Source organism: Xylanibacillus composti, from assembly GCF_018403685.1.
GTDB classification, from domain to species: domain Bacteria; phylum Bacillota; class Bacilli; order Paenibacillales; family K13; genus Xylanibacillus; species Xylanibacillus composti.
In genome coordinates, this window is record NZ_BOVK01000010.1 from 1 (window position 1) to 25,580 (window position 25,580).

Below are 25,580 nucleotides of genomic sequence, written 5' to 3' on the forward strand. Positions count from 1 at the left end.
CATAAATTTGGACTTGATCCAAAAAAACATTTATATATGTCAATAGATGTCGTATTAGGCTTCTATAATGTGAATAAGAAGAAAGGAGACCTGAATTTTGAGCTGATCCGTAATTGGACAAAATACTATAGCTACTATATACATTTTTCATTGAAATTGCCAGGGTTGACATCAACCTCTCTCTGAGCCGATGTTTGATCCCTCCACTACAAAATCGAACAACTGAAGTTGGAACGGCTTCTGGGAAGTGATTGTTTTGGGATGCCCATACCACTTTAAGATACGCAATCGAAGAAGTTTGATAAAAGCACAAGAGACTACTGCTTAAATTTAAAAAAGAATTAGCCTTAATGTTTAAATTGAGCGAGAGAGGTAGAAAGTGATGAAGCCTTTATCAGGAAAAGTAGCTTTGGTTGCTGGAGGAACCCGGGGAGCGGGCAGAGGCATCGCCATTGAATTGGGAGCAGCAGGTGCAACCGTCTACGTGACAGGCCGTACAACACGGACGAGGCGCTCTGAATACAACCGACCGGAAACGATTGAAGAAACCGCTGAACTCGTTGATCTGGCCGGCGGCACCGGAATTGCGGTGCAAGTCGATCACCTCGATCCCGTTCAGGTTCAGGCTTTAATCGCAAGAATTGAACGCGAGCAAGGTCAACTGGACATTTTGGTTAACGATATTTGGGGCGGCGAATATATGGTGGAGTGGAATGTCCCCGTGTGGGAACATTCATTGGAAAACGGGTTGCGTATGCTCCATCTGGCCATAGACACCCATATCATTACAAGTCATTACTCGCTGCCGCTACTCATCCGCAAGCCGGGCGGGCTCGTTGTGGAAGTCACGGACGGCACGAAAGCCTATAATGAAACAAACTACCGGTTGTCGTTATTTTACGATTTGGCGAAGAACTCCGTCATCCGAATGGCCAAGTCTTTGGCGCATGAACTTGCCCCTACCAAGGGAGTGCCCTCTCTGTATCGCCAGGCTGGCTACGCTCAGAAATCATGCTGGAGGAATACGGCGTAACCGAAGCAAACTGGAAAGATGCGCTCGTCCGCGAACCGCATTTCATCATTTCCGAAACGCCACGCTTCATTGGTCGCGGGATCGCGGCATTGGCTAATGATTCACAATCCGCTCGCTGGAGCGGACAATCGACATCAAGCGGTGAGCTTGCCAACGAATACGGGATAACGGATCTCGACGGCTCACGGCCGGATGCTTGGCGTTACATCGTCGAAGTTCAGGATGCGGGCAAGCCGGCAGATGCTAAGGGGTACCGGTAAATCTCAGCCCCTTGATTACATTGAGCAGTCTAAGATATACTATAAAAATAATGACATCAGGCCGATGATGAGAATCCAACTCGGAGGCGTTTTCGTCAAGGGGAAAAGTTCCCCCTAAGTTAACCGGGTCCGCCCGTTACCGTGGAACTGAGTGGATTGAGCAGTTTATGCTGTTCGATCAATTTGGGTGGCACCGCGAGAATAGCGCTCTTCGTCCCAATCGGACGAGAGCGCTTTTTATATTCTCATTAAAAGGAGTTCGTTGCCATGTTGGACATCAAATGGATTAGGCAAAATCAAGCGGAAGTGCAAGCCGTCGCGGATCAAAAAGGGATTTCCCTCTCGATCTCTCAATTGGTCGCATACGATGACAGACGGCGGAGCCTGCTCCAGCAGCTGGAGCAGCTGCGGCAGGATCGCAACCGGCTAAGCCAGGAGATCAGCGGGTTGATGCGGAGCAATGAGCGTGAGAAGGCTGACCGCAACAAACAGCAGGTGAAGGAAATCAATCAACGCTTAAGTACCGTGGAAGAGGAACATAAAGAAGTCGAAACCCATTACAGACAGCTCATGCTCCATGTACCTAATGTGGTGTCGCCGGATACGCCTGCGGGCAGCTCCGATCATGACAATGTAGAGGTAAGAGGGGCAGGTGAACCGACAAGGTTTGATTTCGAGCCCAAAGATCATGTCGCGCTTGGCGAGCTCCATCAGATGATCGATATCCCCCGCGGCGTTAAGATCGCCGGCAGCCGCAATTACTATCTTACAGGCATGGGAGCGCTCTTGCACCGGGCGGTCCAGCAGTTGGCCCTCGATGTGCTCATCCAAAGAGGGTTCACGCTGCTTGAGGTGCCGCTCATGGTCCGGACAGAGGCATTGGTCAATACCGCACACTTCCCGCTAAGCCAAAGTCAGACGTTCAGGATGGCAGAAGAGGATAAATGGCTGGTGGGTACATCGGAGGTGCCGCTTGTGTCGTATTACGACCATGAAATCGTGGATGTCACCGAGCCCATCCGACTCGCTGCCATCTCAACCTGCTTCCGCAATGAGGTAGGATCGGCAGGAAAAGACGTTCATGGCTTGTACCGGTTGCATCAGTTCTCAAAGGTTGAGCAAGTCATTTTGTGTGAAGCCAGTTTGGATACATCGGAACAGCTATTGCAAGAGATCACAGCCAATGCGGAAGAGATCCTGTCGTTGCTTGAGCTGCCTTATCGCGTCATGGCTGTATGCACAGGCGACATGTCTCAAAAAACCTACAAACAATGGGACATCGAAACCTGGATGCCAAGCCGCCAAGCGTACGGTGAGACTCACTCCGCCTCCAATCTGCTGGATTTTCAAGCCCGTCGTTCGAACATTCGATACCGGAATGCGGACGGAAAGACGCAATTTTGCTACACCTTGAACAATACTGCCATCGCTTCGCCCCGTATATTGATCCCACTGCTGGAGAATCATCAGCAGGAAGACGGATCCATCCGGATTCCGGAAGCGTTGCGGAGATACATGCAAGGGCTGGAATTTCTGAAGCCCTGATAATCTAAGGCAGCCCTTCTGTCCACAGAGGGGCTGTAGGTTTTATGATCACTAGAAGTGCGCTTTGATAGGAGGTTGGGAAGCGGACACATCGAGCGAGGGAGTTTGCCCGATGAAAATCTCGATATACTGCCGTCAATCGTGGCCCATGAATTCCACCATACCGTCTTGTTTGCGAACGGCAAGTGGGATTTTATGGATATTACTGTTGCCAAATATTTGGCGGTGAAGGGGCTTGCCGAGAGATTTGCTGAGAACCTGTACGGCTTTGAATCGCGGCGACCCTGGGTGAATAGATTAGCTTGCGATGAGTTGGAGCAAGCGCGGCGTGTGATTAGGAAAGCGCTTGACGTTAAGGGGTTCGGTGAAGTACGCAAGTATATGTTCGGAGACCAGGCGAGCTACGAGGGTGCCGAACGTACGGGCATCCCTCCTATAGCGGATATGCCATTGGGTACCGTGCTGTTCAGGCCTTCCTAAAGAAGACAGGGGATTTCCGTTGAAGAGGCTGCACTATTGAGCGGAGAAGAAATCATGAAGAATTCAGGATACTTCCAAAATGTTTAATGTTCCCTTCGTAGTAGAACAACGAATATTGTTCGGTGCAGAATGCGAGAAGCGGCGTTGAAGACCAAATCTGATTGCAGCACCGAAAAGGAGGATAGCTTGTATGTTCACAAGCCACCCTCTTCCTTTTCATAGACCAATCTTCTTGTCGGCATGAAGTCTCTCTAATACTTTTCCCAATCTACTAGTTATAAGGAATGGATATCCCCATTCATTTCAAATGGGCAAAGACAGTATCTAGCTGTTCGGTCATTAAATATCTTGCGTAGTAAACGTACTTTAACACACAGTTCCAGGGTACGATACACCGTTGCCATTCCTAGCTTGGGAAGCTTTCTCTTAGCCGCTAAAAATACCTCTTCCGCCGTTAAAAGCCCTACACCTTTTACTACAAATATATTTATTATTGCAGCGCGCTGCTTTGTCCATCTTATACCGCACTGCTCCATTCTTGCTTTCAACTGATCCATATATTGATCTGGCACGGGAGCCATATTCATCATCATGGAAACCCTCCCTATCACCCGATGCTGCCTTCCATTTCAAACTTGATAAGCCTGTTCATTTCCACTGCGTATTCCATCGGAAGCTCCTTCGTGAACGGTTCGATGAATCCCATGACAATCATTTGCGTTGCTTCAGCTTCGCTTAAGCCCCGACTCATCAGGTAGAACAGCTGATCTTCTGAAACCTTGGAGACGGTGGCTTCGTGCTCAAGCGTAACATTATCATTCATGATCTCATTGTACGGTATCGTGTCCGATGTGGACTCGTTGTCAAGGATCAGCGTGTCACATTGGATGTTTGCTTTGGAACCAACGGCTTGTCTGCCGAACGAAGCCAATCCTCGGTAGGTCACTTTGCCTCCATGTTTGCTAATCGATTTGGAAACAATTGTGGAAGTTGTGTCCGGTGCCAAATGAATCATCTTCGCACCCGCATCCTGATGCTGATTTTTGCCTGCAACTGCAATAGAAAGAACCATTCCCTTGGCGCCACGTCCCTTCAGAACAACAGACGGGTATTTCATCGTAAGCTTGGAGCCGATGTTGCCATCCACCCACTCCATGGTTGCATTATCTTCAGCCATTGCCCGCTTTGTAACCAAATTATAAATATTGGGCGCCCAGTTTTGAATCGTTGTGTACCGAACCCGGGCATTCTTCTTGCAAACAATCTCGACGACCGCGCTATGCAAAGAATTCGTACTGTATACCGGCGCTGTACAGCCCTCCACATAATGCACAAAGCTGTCTTCATCCGCAATGATCAACGTGCGTTCAAACTGACCCATGTTTTCTGAATTGATGCGAAAATACGCCTGCAGCGGAACTTCACATTTCACTCCTTTGGGCACATAAATGAAGCTGCCTCCCGACCAAACAGCACTGTTAAGAGCAGCAAATTTATTGTCGCTTGCAGGGACAACTCGACCAAAATACGCTTTGAATATCTCAGGGTGCTCACGCAATGCGGTATCCGTATCAGTAAAAATAACGCCCTGTTTCTCCAAATCTTCCTTCATGCTGTGATAAACAACCTCGGACTCATACTGCGCTGATACGCCCGCCAAAAATTTTTGTTCCGCCTCCGGAATGCCCAACTTATCGAAGGTCTCTTTAATTTCGGAAGGTACCTCTTCCCACGTTTTCCCCTGTTTTCCCGAGGGACGAACGTAATATTGAATGTCGTCAAAATCCAGATCGTCCAGCTTGCCTCCCCAATTGGGGAGGGGCATTTCTTTGAATTGCTCCAGTGAATTCAGCCGGAATTGGAGCATCCAATCCGGTTCGTTCTTGATTTTGGAAATGGTGCGCACGATTTCCGCCGTAAGCCCCTTCCCGGATTGAAATACGGCCTTATGCTCGTCGCGGAATCCGTACTTGTACGCTTCGATCTCCGGCATTGTCTTGGTCATCGTTGTCATCCTCCTTCGTTATCATCGCAGCTGTCCCTCGGACGATTGCGTTCCAGATTGAAGCTTCGTCTCGAGCAACCGCTTCAACCGCTCTCTGACGCTCTGGGCCGGTATCCCGGACACAATCGGCGCGAGAAAGCCCTGGACTACGAGACGTTCCGCTTCCTCCCTCTGAATGCCGCGTGACATCAAGTAATAGATCTGCTCCGGACTAACCTTGCCTACGCTCGCAGCATGACCCGCCGTTACGTCGTCCTCGTCAATCAGCAGAATCGGGTTGGCGTCGCCGCGCGCTTTCGGACTGAGCATCAGTACCTTCTCCGTCTGCTCTCCGTTCGCCTTCGACGCCCCCTTCTCAATCTTCGTAACGCCATTTATAATTGCCGTGCCCCGCTCCTTCATGACCGCCCGCGTCACCATCTGGCTGTCGGTGCGCTTGCCGAAGTGAACCGCTTGTGTCGTCAGACTCAACTGCTGCGATCCCGCTCCGATACTGATCACCTTCGCATCGGACGTTGATCCGCTGCCGTGGAGACTTGATCGTGTGTCGGAGAATACATTGCCGTCGCTCAGGTCGCCGATGATCCACTCGATTCGGCCACCCTGTTCCACAATCGCCCGACGCAACGTCAAATCGACGACATTGTCGGCCAAATGATGAATGGATGCGAACTGCACCCGAGCCCCGGGTTTCACAATAACCTCCACAATCGATTGATGGATAGCTGGCGGCAGTCCGTCGCCTGGCTCAGACACGACATGATCGATGTAGGAGATCCTGCTATGGGAGTCGGCCACGATCAAGATGTGTGGCGCGAATGCAGCCTCCGCATCGTCACTGAACAGCAGTGCCTGAATCGGCAGCTCAAGTTCCACATGCTTCGGCACGTAGACGAAGATTCCGCCGTTCCACCACGCTGCGTGCAGTGCCGTCAGCTTGTTCTCCTCCCAATTGACGGCGCTGAACAGATGCGTCTTGAGCACTTCCGTATGCTCGCGCGCCGCAGTCTCCAGATCGGTGAGGATGACTCCTTTGCTCTTCAACTCCACGGAAAGCCGCTTCAGCACCACGCTGGAATTGCGCTGCACGATCAAACCGGACGCACTATCCTCCGGCGCCAGGCCCCGAATCGAACCGGGAAGCTCCTCGCTGTCGCACATCTCGTCAGCCGGCAGATAGCGACCGCGCGCATCCAGCGCCCAGCGGTCGAGCCGTATTTTGTCCGGCTTCGGCCACTCCAGTCCTTCCGCAGCCTGCGCCGCATTTCCGCGCAGCCGCGTCAACCATTCGGGCTCGCCCTTGGATCTCGAGAGCGCCTCTGCCGCAGCGCTCTGAACAGATTTCGATACCGGTTTGTTCATCATATTCCGTCGCTCCTCTTCCATGCTCACAGCCGACCGACCGTTTCATCGACGATCCCGAGCTCTTCTTTGATCCATTCATATCCTTCATTCTCCAGACGCAACGCCAGTTCAGCTCCGCCCGACTTGACGATGCGGCCCTGCATCATCACATGCACATAATCGGGCGTAATATAGTCGAGCAGACGCTGATAATGCGTGATGATCAGAAAACCGCGGTCCTCGGCGCACATCGCGTTGATGCCTGCCGCTACAACCTTCAGGGCGTCAATGTCGAGCCCCGAATCAACCTCGTCGAGAATGGCGATCTTCGGTTCCAACAGCTTCATTTGCAATATTTCATTGCGCTTCTTCTCCCCGCCGGAGAATCCTTCATTCAAGTAGCGGTGAGCAAACTCCGTGTTCATCTCCAGCTCTTTCATTGTGCCTTCCATCTGACGGATGAACTTGATCAATGACATTTCATTGCCCTCGCCACGACGTGCGTTAATGGCGCTTCGCAAAAAATCGGCATTGGTTACGCCTGCAATCTCGCTCGGATACTGCATCGCGAGGAACAATCCGGCTCGGCTGCGTTCATCCACTTCCATTTCCAACAGATCCTCACCATTAAGCAAAGCCTCGCCCTCGATCACCTCATAGTTCGGATGGCCCATCAATGCGGAAGCAAGCGTGCTTTTGCCGGTGCCGTTCGGGCCCATTATGGCGTGAATCTCCCCGCCCTTGATTGCCAGATCGACACCCTTCAAAATTTCTTTTCCGTTAATAGCGGTCTTCAGACCGCGAACTTCAAATTGTGTAGTCATGGTTCGATAGCTCCTTCTCAATAATAATGTAGAACGCGTTAGGAACTTTCCCGTTCGGCAATATGCCAGCTGCGGGCCCGCTCGTACTGACCATATAGCTTGGCAAACATTCCGTCTGCGACACGAAGCTCCGCCGGAGATCCCATCTCTGCAATCCGTCCTGCCTCAAGCGCGATGACTTGATCCGCCGCCGCAAGCGTAGCCGGTCTGTGGGCAATGACGATGACCGTTCTGCGGCGGTCGCGCGCGAGCCGCGCAATCGCTTCGCTTACGGCCCGCTCGTTCTCCGGATCAAGCGCGGACGCCGCTTCATCGATCAGTACGATGCGCGCTTGCTTAAGGAAGGCGCGCGCAATCGATACACGCTGCCGTTCTCCGCCGGACAGCCGCGATCCCCCTTCCCCGACACGGGTATTCCACCCATCGGGCAGCCGTTCGATGACTTCGTCCAAACGGGCAGCGCGTGCGGCTTCGTTAAGCTGCTCAAGCGAAGCGTCCGGGCGCGCAAGCCGAAGGTTCTCTTCAATGGAGGAATCGAACAGATATACCTCTTGGAACACGATGGCGATATCGTTCAACAACACACCGGGATCAAGCTGCCGAACATCCACGCCGCCGACCCGCACGCATCCGGCATCGGCATCGAAGAACCGGGCAATGAGCCGTGTGACGGTCGTCTTGCCTGAGCCAGATGGTCCGACCAGCGCTGTCGTACTGCCTGCCGGACAGCGGAATGTAACGTCGTTCAGCACTGGCGTATCCCCGTAGGAGAACGTCACGCCTTCGAACTCGATCCCCGCATGCTCCAGTGCGGTCGCTGCATTCGGCAAATGCGGTAGAGTAGGCGTATCCAGTATGGACTGAACGCGGACAGCCGCATTTTCCATGGCGCGCAGCGCGCCGATCAGCTCGATCAAATTGCCGAGCGGCTCCAAAAATCGGACCGCAAGCACCAGCAGTACGATCGTATCCGTGAGTGCAAGCGAACCGGACAGAAGCAAGTATACGGAGAAGGCCAGGATTGCGATAAAGCCACCGAGCACAATAGCCGTATACGACAGATCCGGCAGCATGACACGTCTTAGCCCTCGACGGTACGAGGCCCGATGTTCATCCAGCGCTTCCCGCATGCGCATGCCCCCCGACTGCCCCTGTCCCGCCGCCCGCAGCACCGTCTGGGCTTGACCAAGCTCAATCGCGCGGCCGGCGATTTCCGCGGCCGCTTCTTCGAGCTCGATATCCGCCTCCGATGCAATACGTCCGGAATGCCGAAGCGTCAGCAGCGCAACCGGAATAATCGCCAGAAATACGAGCGCCACTCTCCATTCCAGCGCCACTGCGACTCCGATGATTGTAAGCGGGACAAGCATGGAGACAATGGCCGGCGCCCCGATGACGACAGCCAAATGCCCGATATTGCCGGCGTCCGCCGTCACGGCGCGCGCCAGCCGCGCCTTGTTGGCGGCGGTGAACCAGCCTAGCGGCAACGTGGCGACATGGCGCATCACATGATGGCGAAGCGCCGCCGCCAGCTCCATGCTGGCGGCAAAGCCGATCGGCGTCGCGATGACCGTGAGCACCCAATACAGAAGAAGCCCGACGGAACCCGCAATGAGCCAAGGAGCGGCCGCCTGGAAATCCGGTTCGGCTTGCAGCAGCGCCCGCAATATCGGCACCAACAACCCGAGCAGCAGTCCTTGCAGGATGGCCAAAACAGCCTGCAGCGCTCCTATGCGCAGCAATATGCTGCGATCCGGCCATAAGTTGTACAGTTTGCGAATCATTTACGACTCTCCCTTCTGCTGCGCGTTCCACATCCGCGCGTATAATCCGTCCTTGGCTAACAGCTCCTCGTGCTTGCCCCGCTCAACCAGTCGACCGCCGTTCAGCACGAGAATCTGATCCGCGCTCTTAATGGTATGAAGCCGATGCGCAATGACAATGACGGTCTTGCCCGTCGCGAGCTTTGCCAGCGCCTCCTGAACGGCCGTCTCCCCATCGGGATCGAGCGAAGCGGTCGCTTCGTCCAACACGACGATCGGCGCCCCGGACAGGATCGCGCGCGCGATCGTGAGCCGCTGTTTCTCTCCGCCGGACAAGCCGCCGTCTCCGCTGCCCAACACCGTATCGTATCCCTGAGGCAGACGCTCGATCACATGATGAATATGGGCAGCCCGCGCAGCCTCGCGCACTTCTTCGTCGCTGGCATCCTGACGGCCGATGCGGATATTCTCGGTCACGGTATCGCGCAGCAGGATGACATCCTGGAACACGAGCGACATCGACGACAGCAGCGTCTCCGATGTCATATCGCGCACGTCGACGCCTCCGATTGTAATCGACCCGCCCGTCACATCGTAAAATCGCGGCAGCAGACTGGCCAGCGTCGACTTGCCCGCCCCCGAAGGACCGACGAGCGCCGTAACGGTGCCCGGCTCGCACACCGCGCTGATCGACGACAGCGTCTCGGTTGACCCGTCATACGAGAAAGACACGTCGTTCAATTCAACGCGATAGGATGCCGGTTGCTTGGGATGCGCTGGCTCCGGCAAGGCCGGTTGCTGCAGGAGCTCCTCAATATTGCTGGCGGCAACGCGGCCTTTTCGTATCCCTTGCCCGCCCTGAATGGCGGGCATGATCGATGTCGGCAGGCCAACGGCAATGACGAGAAACGGCAGCAGATCGGCCATCGCGAGCTGGTCTGCGCTCACAAGCGCAAGTCCGGCAATCATGACGACGCCGAGCACAGTCATCTCGGAAGAAAGCAACCGCGATGCCGCAGAGCTGTACGTCGTTTCCTTCACCCAGTCGAGCATGGCGTTCGTATGCTCCTTCACGGCGGAGCCGAATCGTTCATTCATGCGTCCGCCTGTACCGAACGCCTTCACAACCGCAATGCCGTCCGCATATTCTACGCTCGCCGCGCTGATTCGCCCTTCTGCGGCCAGCAGACGGGACATATGGGTCGTAGCCGAACGCATGGCGATCCGATAGCTTATAACCATGAGGAGCAATACAGCCATGGAGATCAATGCCATACGCCAATCCACCAGCAGCAAATACGCAAATCCTGTAATCATGGCCGCGCCTGCCCCGACCAGCTCGCCAAGCGCGTGCGCAATCAGTTGATGCATCTCCTCCAGGTCGTTGGTCATCCGTTTTTTTATGGCGCCCGAGCCGCTGGCGCGGAACCAGCCAAGCGGCAATACGCCCAGCTTGCTTACGATGCGTACTCTCACGTCATGCAGCAGCGCCGCGTCCGCATAATGCCCAAGCCGCGACGAAGCGAAAATGAACAGCAGGCGGACCCCTGCTCCAATCGCACCGATCGCGACCCACATCCATACGGCGCTTCCGCTAGTCTCCCCCGCACCGAGCATCATGCGTGCAATTTCTGCAACCGCGATATAAGGAGCGAACCCGGCAGCCGCGCCGATTGCCGACAGAATTGCACACCAGGCAAGGTGCAGATGAACGGGCCGCAACAACCGCCACAGTGCGTCGGATTTTGCAAGTTGCCCGTTCTCGCCCCCAGTAGATGAATGAAGCATGTCATTCATTGAATGATGACCATGCACATGATCGTTACCCATCAGTTCCCCCTATCCGTGTTGATATACCAACACCTATTTATGAGTAAAAGAATATAGCTGCTATACACTTTATATCTAAAAAGCCTATTCCCCATACTTCCCGGAAAAGTTAAGTGATTTCCGCTGTCACGTTCCGCAGTGCCTTCCCTGCTCCATCTCAAGCCCGCTTAATATGCCAGCTTCGGGCTCTCTCGTATTGGTTATACAACCGGGCATATATTCCGCCGGATTTGCGAAGCGCTTCAGGGCTCCCTACTTCGGCAACCTCTCCCCTGTCGAGAGCGACGACGCGATCAGCCGCAGCCAGCGTCGATGGACGGTGGGCAATCACGATTACGGTTCGCTCGGGATCGCGAGCCAGTCCCGCAATCGCCTCGCCAATGGCGCGCTCATTCTCCGGGTCGAGCGCCGATGCCGCTTCGTCGATCAGTACGATGCGCGCCTTCTTGAGGAATGCGCGCGCGATCGATACCCGCTGCCGTTCTCCGCCGGACAGCTGCGCCCCCGCTTCGCCTACCCGCGTCTTCCAGCCGTGGGGCAGACGCGCAACCACTTCATCCAGCCGAGCGGCGCGGGCCGCTTCGGCCAGTTCATCTTCGGTTGCATCCGGCCGGGCCAGCCGAAGATTCTCTTCAATTGTGGCGTCGAAGAGATAGACTTCCTGAAATACAATCGCGATGTCGTTCATCAGAACGTTATGGTCAATATCGCGGACGTCCGTCCCGCCGACACTGACGCTGCCGGCATCGGCATCGAAGAATCGGGCGATCAGCCGCGTCACCGTCGTCTTGCCTGAGCCGGACGGACCAACCAATGCCGTCGTGCTGCCGTGAGGACATTCGAACGTCACATTCGTCAGTACAGGCTTGTCGCTATACGAGAAAGTCACGTCGTTGAACGCAATATCGGTCCGTTCCAGCCGGCGCACCGGCCGAGGATTGTGCGGCAGCGACGGCGTATGCAACACAGCCTCGACACGCCTTGCAAGATAGTCCATCGCGCCAAGACCCGAAGCGTGATCGATCATCCCGCCGAGCGGCTCAAGAAAGCGTACCGCCAGCACGAGCAAGGCAATCGTATCCGCCATGGAGATTGTTCCGGCAAGCAGCAGCTGCACACCGAGTACGACTGCCGCAATAAAACCGATCATGACTACGCCGCTGTATGACAAATCAGGAAACAGCATGCGCTTCAATCCACGGCGATACCGCAAGCGATGGTCGGCAAGAGCGTCCCGCATGCGAACACTGCCGGTCGTGCCGTGTCCCGCTGCCCGCAATACCGGCTGGGCCTGACCGAACTCTATCGCTCGACCGGCCACTTCGTTCGCCGCTATTTCCATATCAGCGGATACCTCATCAACGGTTCGCCTGGAGCGGCGCAGCGCGAATAACGATACGGGTATCGTGACGAGCAGCACCAAGGCGAGCCGCCAATCCACCATAAAGGTGACACCAACAATCGTAGCAGGCACCAGCACGCCGGTAATCGCAGGAGCTCCTACCGTCACGGTCAATTGCGACAGGACACCGGTCACATTCGTGACCGTACGGACGAATTCTCCCTTACGGGCAGCGGTAAACCAGCCAAGCGGCAGCGTCGTCACATGACTCATCAGATGATGTCTGAGTTGAACCGCAAGCTTCATGCTCGCGGCGAACCCAATAGGTGTAGCCAGCACAGTCAGCACCACATAGACCACAAGTCCCGCCGCCCCAGCAATCAGCCAAGGGGCGGCTGCCTCGAAATCGGGGCTCGGCTGCAGCAGCGCACGCAGAATCGGGATCAGCAGTCCGAGCAGCAGCCCCTGCAGCACTGCAAGAATGGCGCTCAGCAGCCACATGCGAACCAGCAGCTTCGGATCCGGCCAAAGACGATATAACTGAACAATCATACGAATCAAGCGGATTCCCCCCTCTTCTGCGCTTCCCACATCCGAGCGTACAACCCGCCTTCGGCAAGCAGTTCTTCGTGCTTGCCGCGCTCGGCAAGACGCCCTCCATCCAGAACGAGAATCTGGTCTGCGCTTTTAATGGTATGAAGACGATGCGCGATGACAATGACCGTCTTGCCAGCTGTGAGCTCGGCCAATGCGTCTTGCACCGCCGCCTCGCTGTCGGGATCGAGCGAGGCCGTCGCTTCGTCCAGTACGACGATGCCGGCGCCCGAGAGAATCGCGCGCGCGATCGTCAGACGTTGACGCTCTCCGCCCGACAATCCTCCCCCGCCAGATTCAAGCATTGTGTCGTACCCGTTCGGAAGACGTTCGATTACCTCATGAATCTGGGCAGCCTTGGCCGCCTCATAAATGGCTTCATCCGTAGCTTCCGGGCGTCCGATGCGGATATTTTCCTTCACGGTATCCCGCAGCAGCATAACTTCCTGAAATACTAGCGACATGGAAGAAAGCAGCGTCTTGGAACCGATCTCGCGCACATCCGCGCCGCCGATACGGATTGCGCCTCCCGTTACATCGTAGAAGCGCGGCAGCAGGCTGGCGAGCGTCGATTTGCCCGCGCCGGACGGACCGACCAGTGCGGTGACGGTACCGGGCTTGCACTCCGCCTCGATCTCGCTTACCACCTGAGTAAGTCCATCATAAGAAAAGGATACCTTCTCATGTGCGATGCGATTGTCCCGAGGTTGACGAGGCTCCGAGGGCTCGGGCAGCGGTTCGCGGGACAACAGGCTGCCGATGTGGCCGGCTGCCATACGCGCCATACGAACGCCTTGCGAGCCATGGATCAGCGGACCGAAAGCTGTCGGCAGCCCCACGCCTACAACGAGGAAAGGGAGCAGATCGGCAACCGCAAGCCAGCCTGCGCTCACGAATGCCAGTCCCGCGGACAATACTACGCCAAGCAGGACCATCTCCGAGCCCAATACCCGGTTCATGGCGGAACTGTTCCGATGTCCTGCTACCCAAGCTCGATAAGCCTCGGTGTGTTCATTCATCGCTTCGTCGAAACGGGCCAATATTCGGCCCTTTGTACCTCCAAACGTCTTTACGACGTTAATTCCGTCAACATACTCCACGCTTGCGGAACTGATCCGTCCCTCTGCGGTTAACAATCGGGACATGTGCGCGGGAAGCGATCGCATCGCCATCTTATACGTAATTGCGGCCAGCACCGGGACTGCGAGCGTAATGAGCGCCATCCGCCAATCCACAAGCATCAGGTAAGTGAAGCCGACAGCAAGCGAAACGGCTGCGCCGACAACCGCTCCCAACGCATGGGCGAACAGTTCATGCATCGCTTCCAAATCATCGGTCATCGCCTTCTTCACCTGTCCGGAACCGGCGGCTCGGAACCAGCCGAGAGGCAGAACGCCAAGCCGCTTCACAATTTGACCTCGGAGATGATGCAGCATTTCTGCGTCGGCGTTGTGGCCGACATGCGTGGACAACCCGAGCATAATGAGTCGCAACGCAGCGCCTGCGGCGCCGATGCCGACCCAGATCCACACTGTACTGGCAGCCTCTGCGGCATTGGCGGCTACGAACAAGGCTCTGGCGATCTCCACAATGGCCAAGTACGGCGCAAAGCCGGCTACCGCGCTCGCCCCGGTGAGGAACGCGCACGTGATCAAGTGAATCTGGATCGGGCGCAACATGCGAAACGTATCGCTTATCGGCAGCATACGCGGAGCTTCCTCCCCGGCCAAGTTGCCGCTGCGATTGTCATCTGTCGAACGATTTTTCTTTGGGTTATTATATTGTCCTCCCAATCAGCACACCTCCCAAAAGTATATAGCTGCTATACACTTTGACCGAACAAAAGCTCTCCTCACCCTTACAGACGAGGGAAAGCTTTTTTATTTTAGCTGAATAGCAGCGACGTCAATATCAGCCGGTTGTCCGTTAAACGAGTAATGCGCTATTCTTTGACTATTGTACAGGGCCAGTTCTTTGGTATAGGAAAGAGGAATAAGAATGGCCTGGTCGTTGATTTCGTTTAAAACCAAATCATAAATCTCCTGAATCTGCTCTTCATCTGTGCTGACATTAAGCGCATCTATGATCTCGTTGCCGTTCTCTACGAGCGCCAGCGCCTGGGCCGCAGGATAACCATGTCTGTAATCGGGCTTCATATTTGTCATCGATGTGTGGGGATCCCAGGCAGAGCCGTAAGTTTCATAAAAAGCGAGGTCAAAATCGGCCTTTGCGAACTCAGCGTGAAAAGTCATTTTTTCCATCCCCTTTGGCTTGATGTCCATACCGAGTTCATTCCATTGCGCCGAAATCGCCAAAAGTAAATCATCGATCATGGCATCTCCCTTAATATACAGAATCTCGCCTGCCAAGCGCTTGCCGTCTTTTTCCCTGACGCCGTCGCCATCCGTATCCACCCAGCCAGCGTCTTCTAAAATCAACTTGGCTTGATCCATGTCGTATGCATGGGGAACAAGTTCCACGTTGCTGTAAGGCATTGCAGGATCGAAAATACTGTCGGCCTTCGTTTCAATTCCCGTAAATATGCTTTGTACAACTCCCTCTTTGTCGATTGCGCGGCTGGCTGCCAGTCGTACATTCCGATCATCGAAAGGCGCTTTGGACACATTAAATGCAAGATACCGCGTGTTGCTGGCTATCCCTTCTGAAATCTGCGCTCCGTAGCCCGATTTTTTCATTTCATTAAAACGATCATAGGACATATGCCGTGTTCCTACGAGAATGTCTACTTCCCCATTGCGCAAAGCCAGCAGCTTGGTATCGTTATCCGGAATCACCTTCACATGAAAGCGTTCGACCTCGGGCTCCTCGCCCCAATAATGCGGATTTTTAACAAAGGTGTACGTCGTCCCGTCCGTTTCCCCCTCATACATGTAAGGACCCGTTCCGAACGTGCCCGTTCTGAGGACATCTCCCGGAGAGCCGTCCGCATTGAATGCATCGGGCGATACCATCGCCATTGGGTTCATCAGTGTAAAATCCTTTAGCGCTCCATAGTAAGGGGCTGTAAGATGCACTTCAACCGTATGAGTGTCGATGACAACAATCTGGTCCAGGAGTGTAGACACCGTTCCCAGACCTCCATTCATTGGTCCGAGATTCGCCGGGATTACCTCCAGATTTCGTTTGACCGCTTCCGCATTAAAAGGTGAGCCGTCGGAAAACTTCACTTGTTCTCTTAAATGAAATGTATAGATCAAGCCGTCCTCCGATATCTCCCAGGACTCTGCCAGACCAGGAATGATTTCTCCATCCTTATAACGGACAAGCGTTTCATAAAAATTGACCATGTAAAACTGTGGACCGTAATTGGCATTTACCGTTAGCGTTTCAATCGGGTAAAAACCTCCGGCAAAATCCCAGCTTTCCGTTAATGTAATCTCACCCTCCGTTTGTTCGGTATTTGTCTGTAAGCAAGCAGTTAAAACAAATAGCAATAACGCTATTACAACGAGAGCATCAATCATTTTTCTCATGGGAATCGTCTCCTCTTAGCCTACTGCTGTTAAAGGGTCGCAGCCATCCGATGTTGTTGGTTCCGGTATTCCGGAGACTTCGGAGGAAGCGACTCAATCATCTTCCTCGAATACTCATGTTTAAAATCATCATAAGAACCAGCATGTTCAACCCGTTCAACGATAGATCCATCTTTCATCACAATGATGTGATCCGCCATATAGATCGCTACATCGATATCATGGGTAATAAACAGGAATGCGCCTATTCCGTCATTTTTTAGCTGAAGAATCAAGTCGAGAATTTGCTTTCGGACCGTCACATCCAGCCCGCTAACGGATTCATCAAAAACAATAAACTTTGGGGATATGCTCATTGCGCGAGCAATACAAACCCTCTTCAATTGACCGCCGCTCAACTCATGCGGAAGGCGGCTAAGCTGATCAACGGTTAAGCAAACTTTGTCGGCCAGTTCCAGAATTTTTTGGCGCTCGCTTTGTTTGTCCATCTTCTTCAAACACCGGATCGGCTCGGCGATCGAATCAAATACCGGAAGTCTGGGATCGAGTGAGCTCTGTGCATTTTGCAACACCATCTGGAGCACTGCCCTTTTCTTGCGAAATTCTCCTGGACGCTGCAAGGCGATATTATTCCCCTCCAGACATACCTCGCCGCTTGTCGGTCGCTCGATCCCCAGCATCAGACGGGCCAAGGTGCTTTTTCCGCTTCCGCTTTCGCCTACAAGGGCGTAACTGGTTTGATGATCCAACGAAAGCGATAATGGTTTCACCGCATCGATAGTTAGTTTATTTCCTCGCTTATCTTTTGCCTGATATTGCTTGGATACCTGCTTTAGCTCAATCACAGCCCTGCTCCTTTCATTATCCTGGCTCCCAGCAGTTCTTTGGTGTATGCTTCCCGAGGTGATGCGAAGAGTTTGAAGACAGCCCCGCGTTCAATGATCTCCCCACTTTTCATAACCACCATATCATCCGCAAGCTTCGCGGCCACGCCCAAGTCGTGAGTAACCAAAAGAAGCGCAATCCCCTTTTTCTTCAATTGATCGAGTTCCTCAAGTACAATGCTTTGGTTCTTCACGTCCAAAGCCGTGGTCGCCTCATCCGCTATAAGAATCTCCGGCTTGTGAATCAAGGCTACTGCGATCATGATTCTTTGCAGCATTCCTCCACTTAATGTGTAAGAATAACTGTTCATTAATTGTTCGCAGCGCGGCAAATGCATTTGCTCCAGTGCTTGAATACCAATCTCATACGCTTCTTTTTTGCCGATTTTTCGATGAGCTCTTATCGACTCTATGATTTGCACACCGATTTTGATTGTCGGATTGAAAGCGGTCATCGGATGTTGAATAATCATCGCTATTTTGCTTCCGCATAACGAACGCATTTCTTTTTCTTTAAGGGTTAGCAGCCCCACCTCCCTATACCGGATGCTCCCGGAAACTTCGAATTTCTTCCTATTTAATAACCGCATAAGCGCCTTGCAGGTCATCGTCTTTCCGCTTCCACTTTCCCCTACAAGAGCTAGTGCCTTTCCTTGGCGAAGCGTAAAATCTACATGCTTGACAATCAGACGGCTCGGCTGCTCCTTAAGTCCAACACAAAGATTTTTCACTTCCAACAAACCATTCATTCGCTCACCTCCTCCGGAGAAATGATGTCTCTAAGCGCTTCTCCGAATAAATTGAAGCCCGCTGCCGTTAACAGAATACAAAGGCCAGGGTAAAGGACAAATGTCGGATGAGAATAAAAACTCGCCCTGGCTTCGTTCAACATCGCTCCCCATTCTGGCGTGCCTGATTCAAAGCCTAATCCTAAAAATGAAAACCCGGATATCATGATGATCATGGAAGCCATTCCCGTGCTCAGGTACACCAGGAATTGGGGAAACAGATTAGGAATGATGTGTCGAAATATAATTCTTCTGTGATTGCACCCGGCTATAATGCATGCAAGAATGTAGTCCTTGCTCTTTTCCAGACACGCATAGCTCCACACCACTTTGGCATACCAAGCCCACAGCGAGAACATCACGGCCACAACGATGCTGGATATTCCTTGTCCCAACGCCCCGACAAGAGACAGTACGATGACCAGCGATGGAAAAGCCATAAATAGATCACAGATGATCAGTAAAGCCCGTTCCAAACGCCCGCCTAAATAAGCGGCTGACGTTCCCAGTATTAATCCAATGCCCCCTAGCGCCATCAGTGTCGGTACGGCAATGCCCAGCGAGTAGCTCGCCCCAAGGAGCAGCCTCGATAACACACAACGTCCCAGTTGATCCGTACCGAGTGGGTATTGCGCGTTTGCGGATAAGAATCGGTTCACGATATCAATTTTGTGCGGGTCATTGGGTACAATCAGCGGAGCAGTTGCAGCAACCAGGCTTACCAATGCGATCATTACAAGTCCTGTCAGCGCCTGCTTGTTGTTAACAATTTTTATAATCATAAAGCTCCTTCCCCCTTATCCATCATCCGGGGGTTTAGCCGCCAATTGACGATATCCGCAAGCACTCTGCCAAAAACAAAAATAAGGGCGATGACCAATACACAACCATTGATCGTCGGTAAGTCCCGAGCCATAATCGCGTCAATCAGATACATACCGACGCCCTTCAAGGAAAAAATGCTTTCCACGATGGCACTTCCCGCAATCATGTGACCCATGTATTGACCAAACAACATAATGAGCGGCGGCAGAGAATTCCTTGTCACGTGAACCCATACAATCCTTCCGTTGCTCAGTCCCCTTGCTTTCGCATAAGCAACATAATCCTTATTCAGATTGGAAAGCAGCGTCGCGCGAAATAAGCGAATGGATATCGAAGCAACCGGAACAGCTAGAACGAGAGAAGGAAGAATAAGACTCATAAGATTGCCGTAGTCCACAACCTTCACAATTGGAAAGGTTACAGCGAACAAAAGAAGTACCAAGAATCCCAGCCAGAAGTTGGGCAGTGAAGCACCCAATATCGTTGCTATTCTAACAACGTGGTCAAACCAACTATTTTTTCGCAAGGCAGTGATAAGGGCAACAGGAATGGTAAAGACCACCACCCACAATAGGGACATGCCAACAAGTTGCATGGTTATAGGCAGCTTCTGGCCAATATCTGATGCGACTGTATTTTTTGTCTGTAAAGAAACCCCTAAATCCCCACGCAAACTGCTGCCTAACCATTGTATATATTGCTGGTATAACGGCCGATCCAGCCCCATTTCCGTACGAATTTGAACAATTTGTTCTTCCGTCGGATGCAAAAATACATTTCGTGCATAAGCTTCAGCGGGATCAACAATTGAAATATTGGCCATTAGAAACGAAAGTGCCGTCACCCCCAAAAGAGTAATGATCAGGCCTATGCACCTTTTTAAGAAACCCACCATGAAATCTGTTCCCTTTCCTATGAAGAAGATAATCATTCTCAATTACAAATATTTTTTAATTCCATCATGTTTGATGGAATCTGACTTTAAAGTATTAAGTTGCTATAGGCGTTGCTTAAAAAAAATTATTTTTTCGTCACATCCTGTAGTTTATGTTCTATTCGGCTAAAAAACTGTTTTAAGAAACGAACTTGTTCTACACTTCCCTCGTCGAGTGCCGAACAAAATAATTCATCAAACTCCTCGTGAAACTTCAAATGATTAAGATGCGTAATTTCTCCATCTGGAGTTAGCTTCAATAAAAAACGCGATTGATTACGTGCATCACGTTCTTTTTTGATAAGCCCTTTCTTTTCAAGTTTCATTAATATTTGCGAAACAGCTCCGATCGTCACACCAAGCAAATCCGCCAAACCCGACACATGAATCCCTTCATGGTCATGGATCGCGGATACGATATGAATTTCTGCATAATAAATCTGCTTTCCATCCTTCGTTTTTAAGAGATGCGTCGTTTTCTCATAATCCATATACGCGTAAACGGCACCCAGAAATGCATCACTTAGTTCTTGCTTTTTCCATTCACCTGCATTCATCTCCGTCACCACCTTATAAACAAATAGCAATCTAATTTAAAGCGCAGTGAATTAAGCGCTAAAAGCCTTTAGCTGCTATAATGTTATAATAAAAAATTTTCTTGAATCGATACTGATTATCTTGTTCTTATCAAGACGTTGCAAACTTTATGGACCTTTCATCAAACAAGTATATAGCACCTATATACCTTGTGTCAAGCAATACGCTTTTTCATTGATCATGTTTTTTTATGCTTTCCAAAATTCAACAAAAAGTTGCTTTTTCCGTTGCATCCTCCCAATTACATAGTGAAAGGGGGTGAAATTATGAACAGGGATCTCAAAAATCGTAAAGCTATTGAAAAAGGATTCAGCAGCTATGCAAGTACTACTTTACGCCATGCAAGTCGCGACTTTTTCAAAAAATTATGTATGGAAAATGATCGTTTCAGGCCATTTGATGAAGCTGACTTCCAGATCAATGTTGCCTTTAAATTCTGTGAAAGTCCTTTCATCATTCTCGAACAAAACATTGCACTTCTACAGGCAATGAATGATCTTGAGTCGTCAGAAAGAGAACTTCTTCATCTAAAGTATTTTCAAGACAAAACCGACGAGGATATAGCCCGTGTCTTTGGTGTCACCAGACAAGCTATTACCAAGTCAAAAAAAAAATTGTTGTTCAAACTTAAAAAGCATTACCAATCTTCCATTACTTAAAATAAATAATCGAAGTCCTCCTTAGTTAATGTCATTCACAAAAACAACTAAGGAGGGATTATATAATGCGCGATGTCATGGAGTTAATCCAGTTGGCTCAAAAAGGCGACCACGAAGCGGAAATCGAATTGATTAATCGTTACGAACCGCTTATCAATAAATATGCTCGATACAATGGCATCATTAACGAAGACTGCAAACAACAGATGGTTCTTGAGTTTATTATGGCAATTAGGCGCTTTGATCTTTCTCGTTACAACTATAAAAAAGAAGAAGGTTTTAAAAAGCAACCATCAATCGACTAACTTATTTCAACTCAATGGTTGCCTTTCAATTCAAAAATCATCAATTAATAAGTGAGCAGATAATACTTTTTCTCCTTAGCATCGCTGATCTACTCAAATCGACTCACCCTGTACCATGACAATTACATATTCCTGTTACGAGTACGTTCTTCCTGTGGCTGTTAAAAATACAATAGCGACACAGCGAAAGCGCCATGACAGTTTATTTTCGTTATAAACTTGAGCGATCAACTTTTGGCTGGAATCATCTTGTGGTGAGGTGAATCGCGATGATCTACAGGAAGAGATAATGATACTTCTGCCTGGCCAGCGTCACTGCATTGGGGGCAGCCCGCTCGGATGAGGGGGAGCTTTGTAAATGAAGTTATGTGTGGGCTAACCACCTGCAACTTGAAACAGGTTTTTTTTCGTATACATAATCTTCTTTTCTATGAAAGGAGACATGTGACATGCATGACCAGTCTGACGTTCCATCTGAGTCAGCACTCATTTTTTATTCGCACATGTTTCAAGATTATCCGGACGTAGTCAATGTCGTTCAGATGTGTGAAATGCTCGGTGGAATCAGCATTAAAACTGGATACAAGCTCTTACAAGCTAATAAAATCAATCACTTCAAAATAGGCAGAGCGTATAAAATCCCCAAAGCCACCATTATTGCTTATCTCCACAGCATAATGACTCATCAACCGACTCCTCACTGCGACGCTTTAGTGCATTGAATCATTAATTTTGCTATGGTATATTTAAAGTGTCAATGGTGGGATCGGTGCTAACCAAGGAGGAAATGAATCATGGTTGCAGGCCACCTACAAGAAAAAAAAGGTCTTTTCTATATCGTCTTAAATTATAAAAATGAGGAGGGGAAGCGGAAAAGTAAATGGATTGCTACGGGCTTGCCCGTCAAAGGAAACAAGAAAAGAGCGGAGTCCATGCTAATGGATGCTCGCAAAAATTTTGAATTAAAAACAATTGAAGAAGAAAAAGAACAAGGAAAGCAAAACAATGAAGAAAATTCTGATGTTGATCAGACCATATTTGCAGATTATATGATGAATTGGTTAGACACGGTGAAGCATAGGGTCGAACTGATCACCTATATATCCTATGTTAACTCAGTGGAAAAGCGCATCGTTCCTTACTTCCGAGAAAAAGGCATTACACTCCTGGAATTGAAACCTCACCATATTCAGGATTTTTACAGCCATGCCTTAAATGAATGGGGTGTGAGCGCCAACACCGTCATTCATTATCATGCCAATATTCGTTCAGCACTTCAACAAGCATACATCACAGATCGAATTAGTTCTAATCCTGCCGACAAAATCATTCGTCCGAAGAAGGAATCCTTTGTGGGCAGTTCATACAGTGCCTCAGAAGTTAATCAACTTTTAGAAATTATCAAAGGCACCAAGATTGAGCTGGCTGTAATCTTGGGAGCATTTTATGGATTAAGGCGGAGTGAGGTGGTAGGTCTAAAATGGTCTGCCATTGATCTGTTCAATAAAACGATCACGATCAGACATACGGTCACTTCTGGTTCACTGAATGGAAAGTTGATCACGATTGAGAAGGATCGAACAAAGAACAAGGCAAGTCTCCGTACTCTGCCCCTTGTAGATGCTTTCTACGACCTTCTTTTGCAATTGAAGCAGCAACAGGAAACAAATCATCAACTCTTCAGGGATTCGTACTGCAAAGACTATATTGGTTACATTTATGTCAATGCTATGGGCGAGCGAATCAAGCCTAACTATATTACCCAACATTTTGCTCTCGTGCTGAAGAAGAACGGCATGCGCCATATCCGTTTTCACGATCTTCGCCATAGCTGCGCTACTCTGCTCTTGAGCAATGGTGTCAGCATGAAAGAAGTCCAAGAGTGGTTGGGACATAGTGATTATTCCACCACAGCTAATATTTATTCTCACTTAGAGTACAGTTCCAAAGTTTCTTCAGCCAATACAATGAATGAGGTCATAAAAATATAAAAAAGCCCATTAGAATTAAATCTAATGAACTGTTTGTTATTAATGTGGTACCGGTGAGAGGACTCGAACCTCCACGGGTCTCCCCAAACGATTTTGAGTCGTTCGCGTCTGCCATTCCGCCACACCGGCATATTCAATTACGGGGTAAGCTTCCTTGGTCTGTCCAAGCTTGGCATAGAAGCTTAAATGGCGTGCCCTGAGAGATTCGAACTCCCGACCTTTTGATTCGTAGTCAAACGCTCTATCCAGCTGAGCTAAGGGCACCCGACTTGCTATGCCGAGGACGGGACTTGAACCCGTACGTTGGTCACCCAACCCAGGATTTTAAGTCCTGTGCGTCTGCCAATTCCGCCACCCCGGCTCAGATGCAATTGGAGGCGCCACCCAGATTCGAACTGGGGATAAGGCTTTTGCAGAGCCGTGCCTTACCACTTGGCTATGGCGCCAAATGATGATGGAGCGGACGACGAGATTCGAACTCGCGACCCTCGCCTTGGCAAGGCGATGCTCTACCACTGAGCCACGTCCGCATATAAGATTGTATGTGGCCTAGAAGTCATCAGGCATTATGCCGATGCCCTCTAGGACCATGACTGGGGATGTAGGATTCGAACCTACGCATGACGGAGTCAAAGTCCGTTGCCTTACCGCTTGGCTAATCCCCAACATACCAATGGTATATATGGGGCGATCGATGGGAATCGAACCCACGAATGTCGGAGCCACAATCCGATGCGTTAACCACTTCGCCACGACCGCCATATGGACTACTTGGCAGGGGCAGCAGGAGTTGAACCCACACTAACGGTTTTGGAGACCGCTGTTCTACCATTAAACTATGCCCCTAAGAAGATGGTGGAGGATGATGGATTCGAACCACCGAACCCGTAAGGGAACAGATTTACAGTCTGCTGCGTTTGGCCACTTCGCTAATCCTCCACGCTGCTGCAAGGTATTGCATGGTGCCGCCGAGAGGACTTGAACCCCCAACCCTCTGATTACAAGTCAGATGCTCTACCAGTTGAGCTACAGCGGCATAAGATTTGCAGCAATGGTGGCTCGGGACGGAATCGAACCGCCGACACGAGGATTTTCAGTCCTCTGCTCTACCGACTGAGCTACCGAGCCTTATGTATGCAATTGTCAAGAAAATAATGGCGGAGCTGACGGGATTCGAACCCGCGGTCTCCTGCGTGACAGGCAGGCATGTTAGGCCTCTACACCACAGCTCCATCTACTTTGTAAAGACTTTGACGCAACAGTTGCAATTATATCCTGATTGCAGCAGTTTGTCAAAGGTATTGCGGGGGCAGGATTTGAACCTGCGACCTTCGGGTTATGAGCCCGACGAGCTACCGGACTGCTCCACCCCGCGTCAGTCATGCCCTATGTCTTGCAAGGGCAGTATGATGGTGGACGCTGACGGGATCGAACCGCCGACCCTCTGCTTGTAAGGCAGATGCTCTCCCAGCTGAGCTAAGCGTCCTTGTTGTGGTCCCTACAAAGGTAAATCTTTATGGGGATTGGATGACCCGTAGGGGATTCGAACCCCTGTTACCTCCGTGAAAGGGAGGTGTCTTAACCCCTTGACCAACGGGCCACAAGCTTTTTGAAGCTAGCTGCTTCAAAGCATTCATGGCGGAGAGAGAGGGATTCGAACCCTCGAGACGCTTGTGGCGCCTACACGATTTCCAATCGTGCTCCTTCGACCAAACTCGGACATCTCTCCAAATGGCTCCCCGAGCAGGACTCGAACCTGCGACAACTCGGTTAACAGCCGAGTGCTCTACCAACTGAGCTATCAGGGAATATCCAGCAGGGTAAACTCTTATCATAAGAACACCCTCAAAACTAGATGCGAAACGAAGATATAGCAGCCGTAAAGTGGTTTTTACACCGGGCCCCGAGAAAGTAATCGGAATTAGCTACAGAGCTAATCATCACTTTCTTGGGTAATTTGGTTAAGCCCTCGACCGATTAGTATTCGTCAGCTGCATGCATTGCTGCACTTCCACCTCGAACCTATCGACCTGGTCGTCTACCAGGGGTCTTACCAATGTGGGAAATCTCATCTTGAGGGGGG

At 51.0% G+C, this 25,580-nt stretch carries 20 protein-coding genes, 17 tRNA genes, 1 rRNA gene and 1 pseudogene; 7 read left to right on the forward strand and 32 right to left on the reverse strand.

From position 1 onward, the window contains the following. Positions 1-382 precede the first annotated feature (382 nt). The 3 genes and pseudogenes from XYCOK13_RS03480 to XYCOK13_RS03490 all read left to right on the forward strand — a co-directional run bounded on the left by XYCOK13_RS03480 (position 383) and on the right by XYCOK13_RS03490 (position 3,318). Positions 383-1,293 (forward strand): annotated as a pseudogene (locus XYCOK13_RS03480) (SDR family oxidoreductase). Positions 1,294-1,560: 267 nt separating this feature from the next. Further along, the gene (serS, locus tag XYCOK13_RS03485) at positions 1,561-2,838 is read left to right on the forward strand and encodes a serine--tRNA ligase (RefSeq protein WP_095398207.1); all 1,278 of its coding nucleotides are present in this window, start codon (positions 1,561-1,563) and stop codon (positions 2,836-2,838) included. A gap of 75 nt (positions 2,839-2,913) precedes the next feature. Next, entirely contained in the window at positions 2,914-3,318 is a 405-nt protein-coding gene (locus XYCOK13_RS03490; RefSeq protein ID WP_155618008.1) for a DUF2268 domain-containing putative Zn-dependent protease, read from the forward strand. Between the two features lie 275 nt (positions 3,319-3,593). Here the strand turns inward: XYCOK13_RS03490 and XYCOK13_RS03495 are convergent, their stop codons facing one another. The 14 genes from XYCOK13_RS03495 to XYCOK13_RS03560 form a co-directional block, all read right to left on the reverse strand. Continuing rightward, complete coding sequence (locus tag XYCOK13_RS03495) at positions 3,594-3,911, reverse strand: Fur family transcriptional regulator (RefSeq protein WP_095398209.1); 318 nt, start codon at positions 3,909-3,911, stop codon at positions 3,594-3,596. Between the two features lie 14 nt (positions 3,912-3,925). Then, positions 3,926-5,323, reverse strand: coding sequence for a Fe-S cluster assembly protein SufB (gene sufB / locus XYCOK13_RS03500; protein ID WP_095398210.1), 1,398 nt, complete (start codon positions 5,321-5,323; stop codon positions 3,926-3,928). 21 nt (positions 5,324-5,344) lie between these two features. Continuing rightward, positions 5,345-6,685, reverse strand: a complete 1,341-nt coding sequence (gene sufD, locus XYCOK13_RS03505; protein WP_213410536.1) for a Fe-S cluster assembly protein SufD — start codon at positions 6,683-6,685, stop codon at positions 5,345-5,347. 26 nt (positions 6,686-6,711) lie between these two features. After that, the gene (gene sufC / locus XYCOK13_RS03510) at positions 6,712-7,491 is read right to left on the reverse strand and encodes a Fe-S cluster assembly ATPase SufC (RefSeq protein ID WP_095398211.1); all 780 of its coding nucleotides are present in this window, start codon (positions 7,489-7,491) and stop codon (positions 6,712-6,714) included. A 38-nt stretch (positions 7,492-7,529) separates the two neighbouring features. Next, positions 7,530-9,275, reverse strand: a complete 1,746-nt coding sequence (locus XYCOK13_RS03515; protein ID WP_095398212.1) for an ABC transporter ATP-binding protein — start codon at positions 9,273-9,275, stop codon at positions 7,530-7,532. Beyond that, positions 9,276-11,084: an ABC transporter ATP-binding protein gene (locus XYCOK13_RS03520; RefSeq protein WP_230875686.1), complete on the reverse strand. Its 1,809-nt coding sequence runs from the start codon at positions 11,082-11,084 to the stop codon at positions 9,276-9,278. Positions 11,085-11,241: 157 nt separating this feature from the next. Beyond that, complete coding sequence (locus tag XYCOK13_RS03525) at positions 11,242-12,978, reverse strand: ABC transporter ATP-binding protein (RefSeq protein ID WP_073304302.1); 1,737 nt, start codon at positions 12,976-12,978, stop codon at positions 11,242-11,244. 5 nt (positions 12,979-12,983) lie between these two features. Beyond that, positions 12,984-14,813 (reverse strand): ABC transporter ATP-binding protein, encoded by a 1,830-nt coding sequence (locus XYCOK13_RS03530; protein ID WP_230875685.1) that lies wholly within the window; start codon positions 14,811-14,813, stop codon positions 12,984-12,986. Positions 14,814-14,900: 87 nt separating this feature from the next. Beyond that, positions 14,901-16,514, reverse strand: a complete 1,614-nt coding sequence (gene nikA, locus XYCOK13_RS03535) for a nickel ABC transporter substrate-binding protein (RefSeq protein ID WP_073303820.1) — start codon at positions 16,512-16,514, stop codon at positions 14,901-14,903. 29 nt (positions 16,515-16,543) lie between these two features. Further along, positions 16,544-17,359, reverse strand: a complete 816-nt coding sequence (locus tag XYCOK13_RS03540; protein WP_213410532.1) for an ABC transporter ATP-binding protein — start codon at positions 17,357-17,359, stop codon at positions 16,544-16,546. Continuing rightward, the gene (locus tag XYCOK13_RS03545; protein ID WP_213410533.1) at positions 17,356-18,147 is read right to left on the reverse strand and encodes an ABC transporter ATP-binding protein; all 792 of its coding nucleotides are present in this window, start codon (positions 18,145-18,147) and stop codon (positions 17,356-17,358) included. The genes XYCOK13_RS03540 and XYCOK13_RS03545 overlap by 4 nt, the downstream gene beginning before the upstream one ends. After that, positions 18,144-18,968: an ABC transporter permease gene (locus tag XYCOK13_RS03550; RefSeq protein WP_213410534.1), complete on the reverse strand. Its 825-nt coding sequence runs from the start codon at positions 18,966-18,968 to the stop codon at positions 18,144-18,146. The genes XYCOK13_RS03545 and XYCOK13_RS03550 overlap by 4 nt, the downstream gene beginning before the upstream one ends. After that, on the reverse strand, positions 18,965-19,906 hold the full coding sequence (locus XYCOK13_RS03555; RefSeq protein ID WP_155618005.1) for an ABC transporter permease: 942 nt from the start codon (positions 19,904-19,906) through the stop codon (positions 18,965-18,967). The genes XYCOK13_RS03550 and XYCOK13_RS03555 overlap by 4 nt, the downstream gene beginning before the upstream one ends. 125 nt (positions 19,907-20,031) lie before the next feature. Next, complete coding sequence (locus tag XYCOK13_RS03560; protein WP_095398217.1) at positions 20,032-20,502, reverse strand: MarR family winged helix-turn-helix transcriptional regulator; 471 nt, start codon at positions 20,500-20,502, stop codon at positions 20,032-20,034. A gap of 306 nt (positions 20,503-20,808) precedes the next feature. On the opposite strand from XYCOK13_RS03560, the gene XYCOK13_RS03565 reads away from it, so the two are divergent. From XYCOK13_RS03565 to XYCOK13_RS03580, 4 genes are all read left to right on the forward strand, one after another. Next, on the forward strand, positions 20,809-21,201 hold the full coding sequence (locus XYCOK13_RS03565) for a sigma-70 family RNA polymerase sigma factor (protein ID WP_095398218.1): 393 nt from the start codon (positions 20,809-20,811) through the stop codon (positions 21,199-21,201). A 65-nt stretch (positions 21,202-21,266) separates the two neighbouring features. Beyond that, positions 21,267-21,506, forward strand: coding sequence for a helix-turn-helix domain-containing protein (locus XYCOK13_RS03570; protein ID WP_095398219.1), 240 nt, complete (start codon positions 21,267-21,269; stop codon positions 21,504-21,506). Between the two features lie 449 nt (positions 21,507-21,955). After that, complete coding sequence (locus XYCOK13_RS03575; RefSeq protein WP_095398220.1) at positions 21,956-22,228, forward strand: helix-turn-helix domain-containing protein; 273 nt, start codon at positions 21,956-21,958, stop codon at positions 22,226-22,228. 72 nt (positions 22,229-22,300) lie between these two features. Beyond that, positions 22,301-23,497 (forward strand): site-specific integrase, encoded by a 1,197-nt coding sequence (locus XYCOK13_RS03580; RefSeq protein WP_213410535.1) that lies wholly within the window; start codon positions 22,301-22,303, stop codon positions 23,495-23,497. Positions 23,498-23,542: 45 nt separating this feature from the next. Here the strand turns inward: XYCOK13_RS03580 and XYCOK13_RS03585 are convergent. The 18 genes from XYCOK13_RS03585 to XYCOK13_RS03670 all read right to left on the reverse strand — a co-directional run. Further along, positions 23,543-23,626, reverse strand: a tRNA-Leu gene (locus XYCOK13_RS03585). A gap of 58 nt (positions 23,627-23,684) precedes the next feature. Then, positions 23,685-23,761: transfer RNA gene (locus XYCOK13_RS03590), tRNA-Arg, on the reverse strand. Between the two features lie 11 nt (positions 23,762-23,772). Continuing rightward, positions 23,773-23,858: transfer RNA gene (locus tag XYCOK13_RS03595), tRNA-Leu, on the reverse strand. A gap of 11 nt (positions 23,859-23,869) precedes the next feature. After that, positions 23,870-23,943, reverse strand: a tRNA-Cys gene (locus XYCOK13_RS03600). A gap of 9 nt (positions 23,944-23,952) precedes the next feature. After that, a tRNA-Gly gene (locus XYCOK13_RS03605) sits at positions 23,953-24,027 on the reverse strand. 63 nt (positions 24,028-24,090) lie between these two features. After that, a tRNA-Gln gene (locus XYCOK13_RS03610) sits at positions 24,091-24,162 on the reverse strand. 18 nt (positions 24,163-24,180) lie between these two features. Continuing rightward, a tRNA-His gene (locus tag XYCOK13_RS03615) sits at positions 24,181-24,256 on the reverse strand. A 13-nt stretch (positions 24,257-24,269) separates the two neighbouring features. Beyond that, positions 24,270-24,343 (reverse strand) — tRNA-Trp (locus tag XYCOK13_RS03620). A 7-nt stretch (positions 24,344-24,350) separates the two neighbouring features. Then, positions 24,351-24,436: transfer RNA gene (locus XYCOK13_RS03625), tRNA-Tyr, on the reverse strand. Positions 24,437-24,457: 21 nt separating this feature from the next. Beyond that, positions 24,458-24,533, reverse strand: a tRNA-Thr gene (locus XYCOK13_RS03630). Between the two features lie 16 nt (positions 24,534-24,549). Continuing rightward, positions 24,550-24,625, reverse strand: a tRNA-Phe gene (locus XYCOK13_RS03635). Positions 24,626-24,652: 27 nt separating this feature from the next. Next, a tRNA-Asp gene (locus XYCOK13_RS03640) sits at positions 24,653-24,729 on the reverse strand. 69 nt (positions 24,730-24,798) lie between these two features. Continuing rightward, positions 24,799-24,872: transfer RNA gene (locus XYCOK13_RS03645), tRNA-Met, on the reverse strand. A 35-nt stretch (positions 24,873-24,907) separates the two neighbouring features. Further along, positions 24,908-24,983: transfer RNA gene (locus tag XYCOK13_RS03650), tRNA-Val, on the reverse strand. 42 nt (positions 24,984-25,025) lie between these two features. Then, positions 25,026-25,097, reverse strand: a tRNA-Glu gene (locus tag XYCOK13_RS03655). Positions 25,098-25,133: 36 nt separating this feature from the next. Further along, positions 25,134-25,226 (reverse strand) — tRNA-Ser (locus XYCOK13_RS03660). A gap of 3 nt (positions 25,227-25,229) precedes the next feature. Continuing rightward, positions 25,230-25,305, reverse strand: a tRNA-Asn gene (locus tag XYCOK13_RS03665). Between the two features lie 149 nt (positions 25,306-25,454). Beyond that, positions 25,455-25,580 (reverse strand): 23S ribosomal RNA (locus XYCOK13_RS03670); the annotation flags it as partial.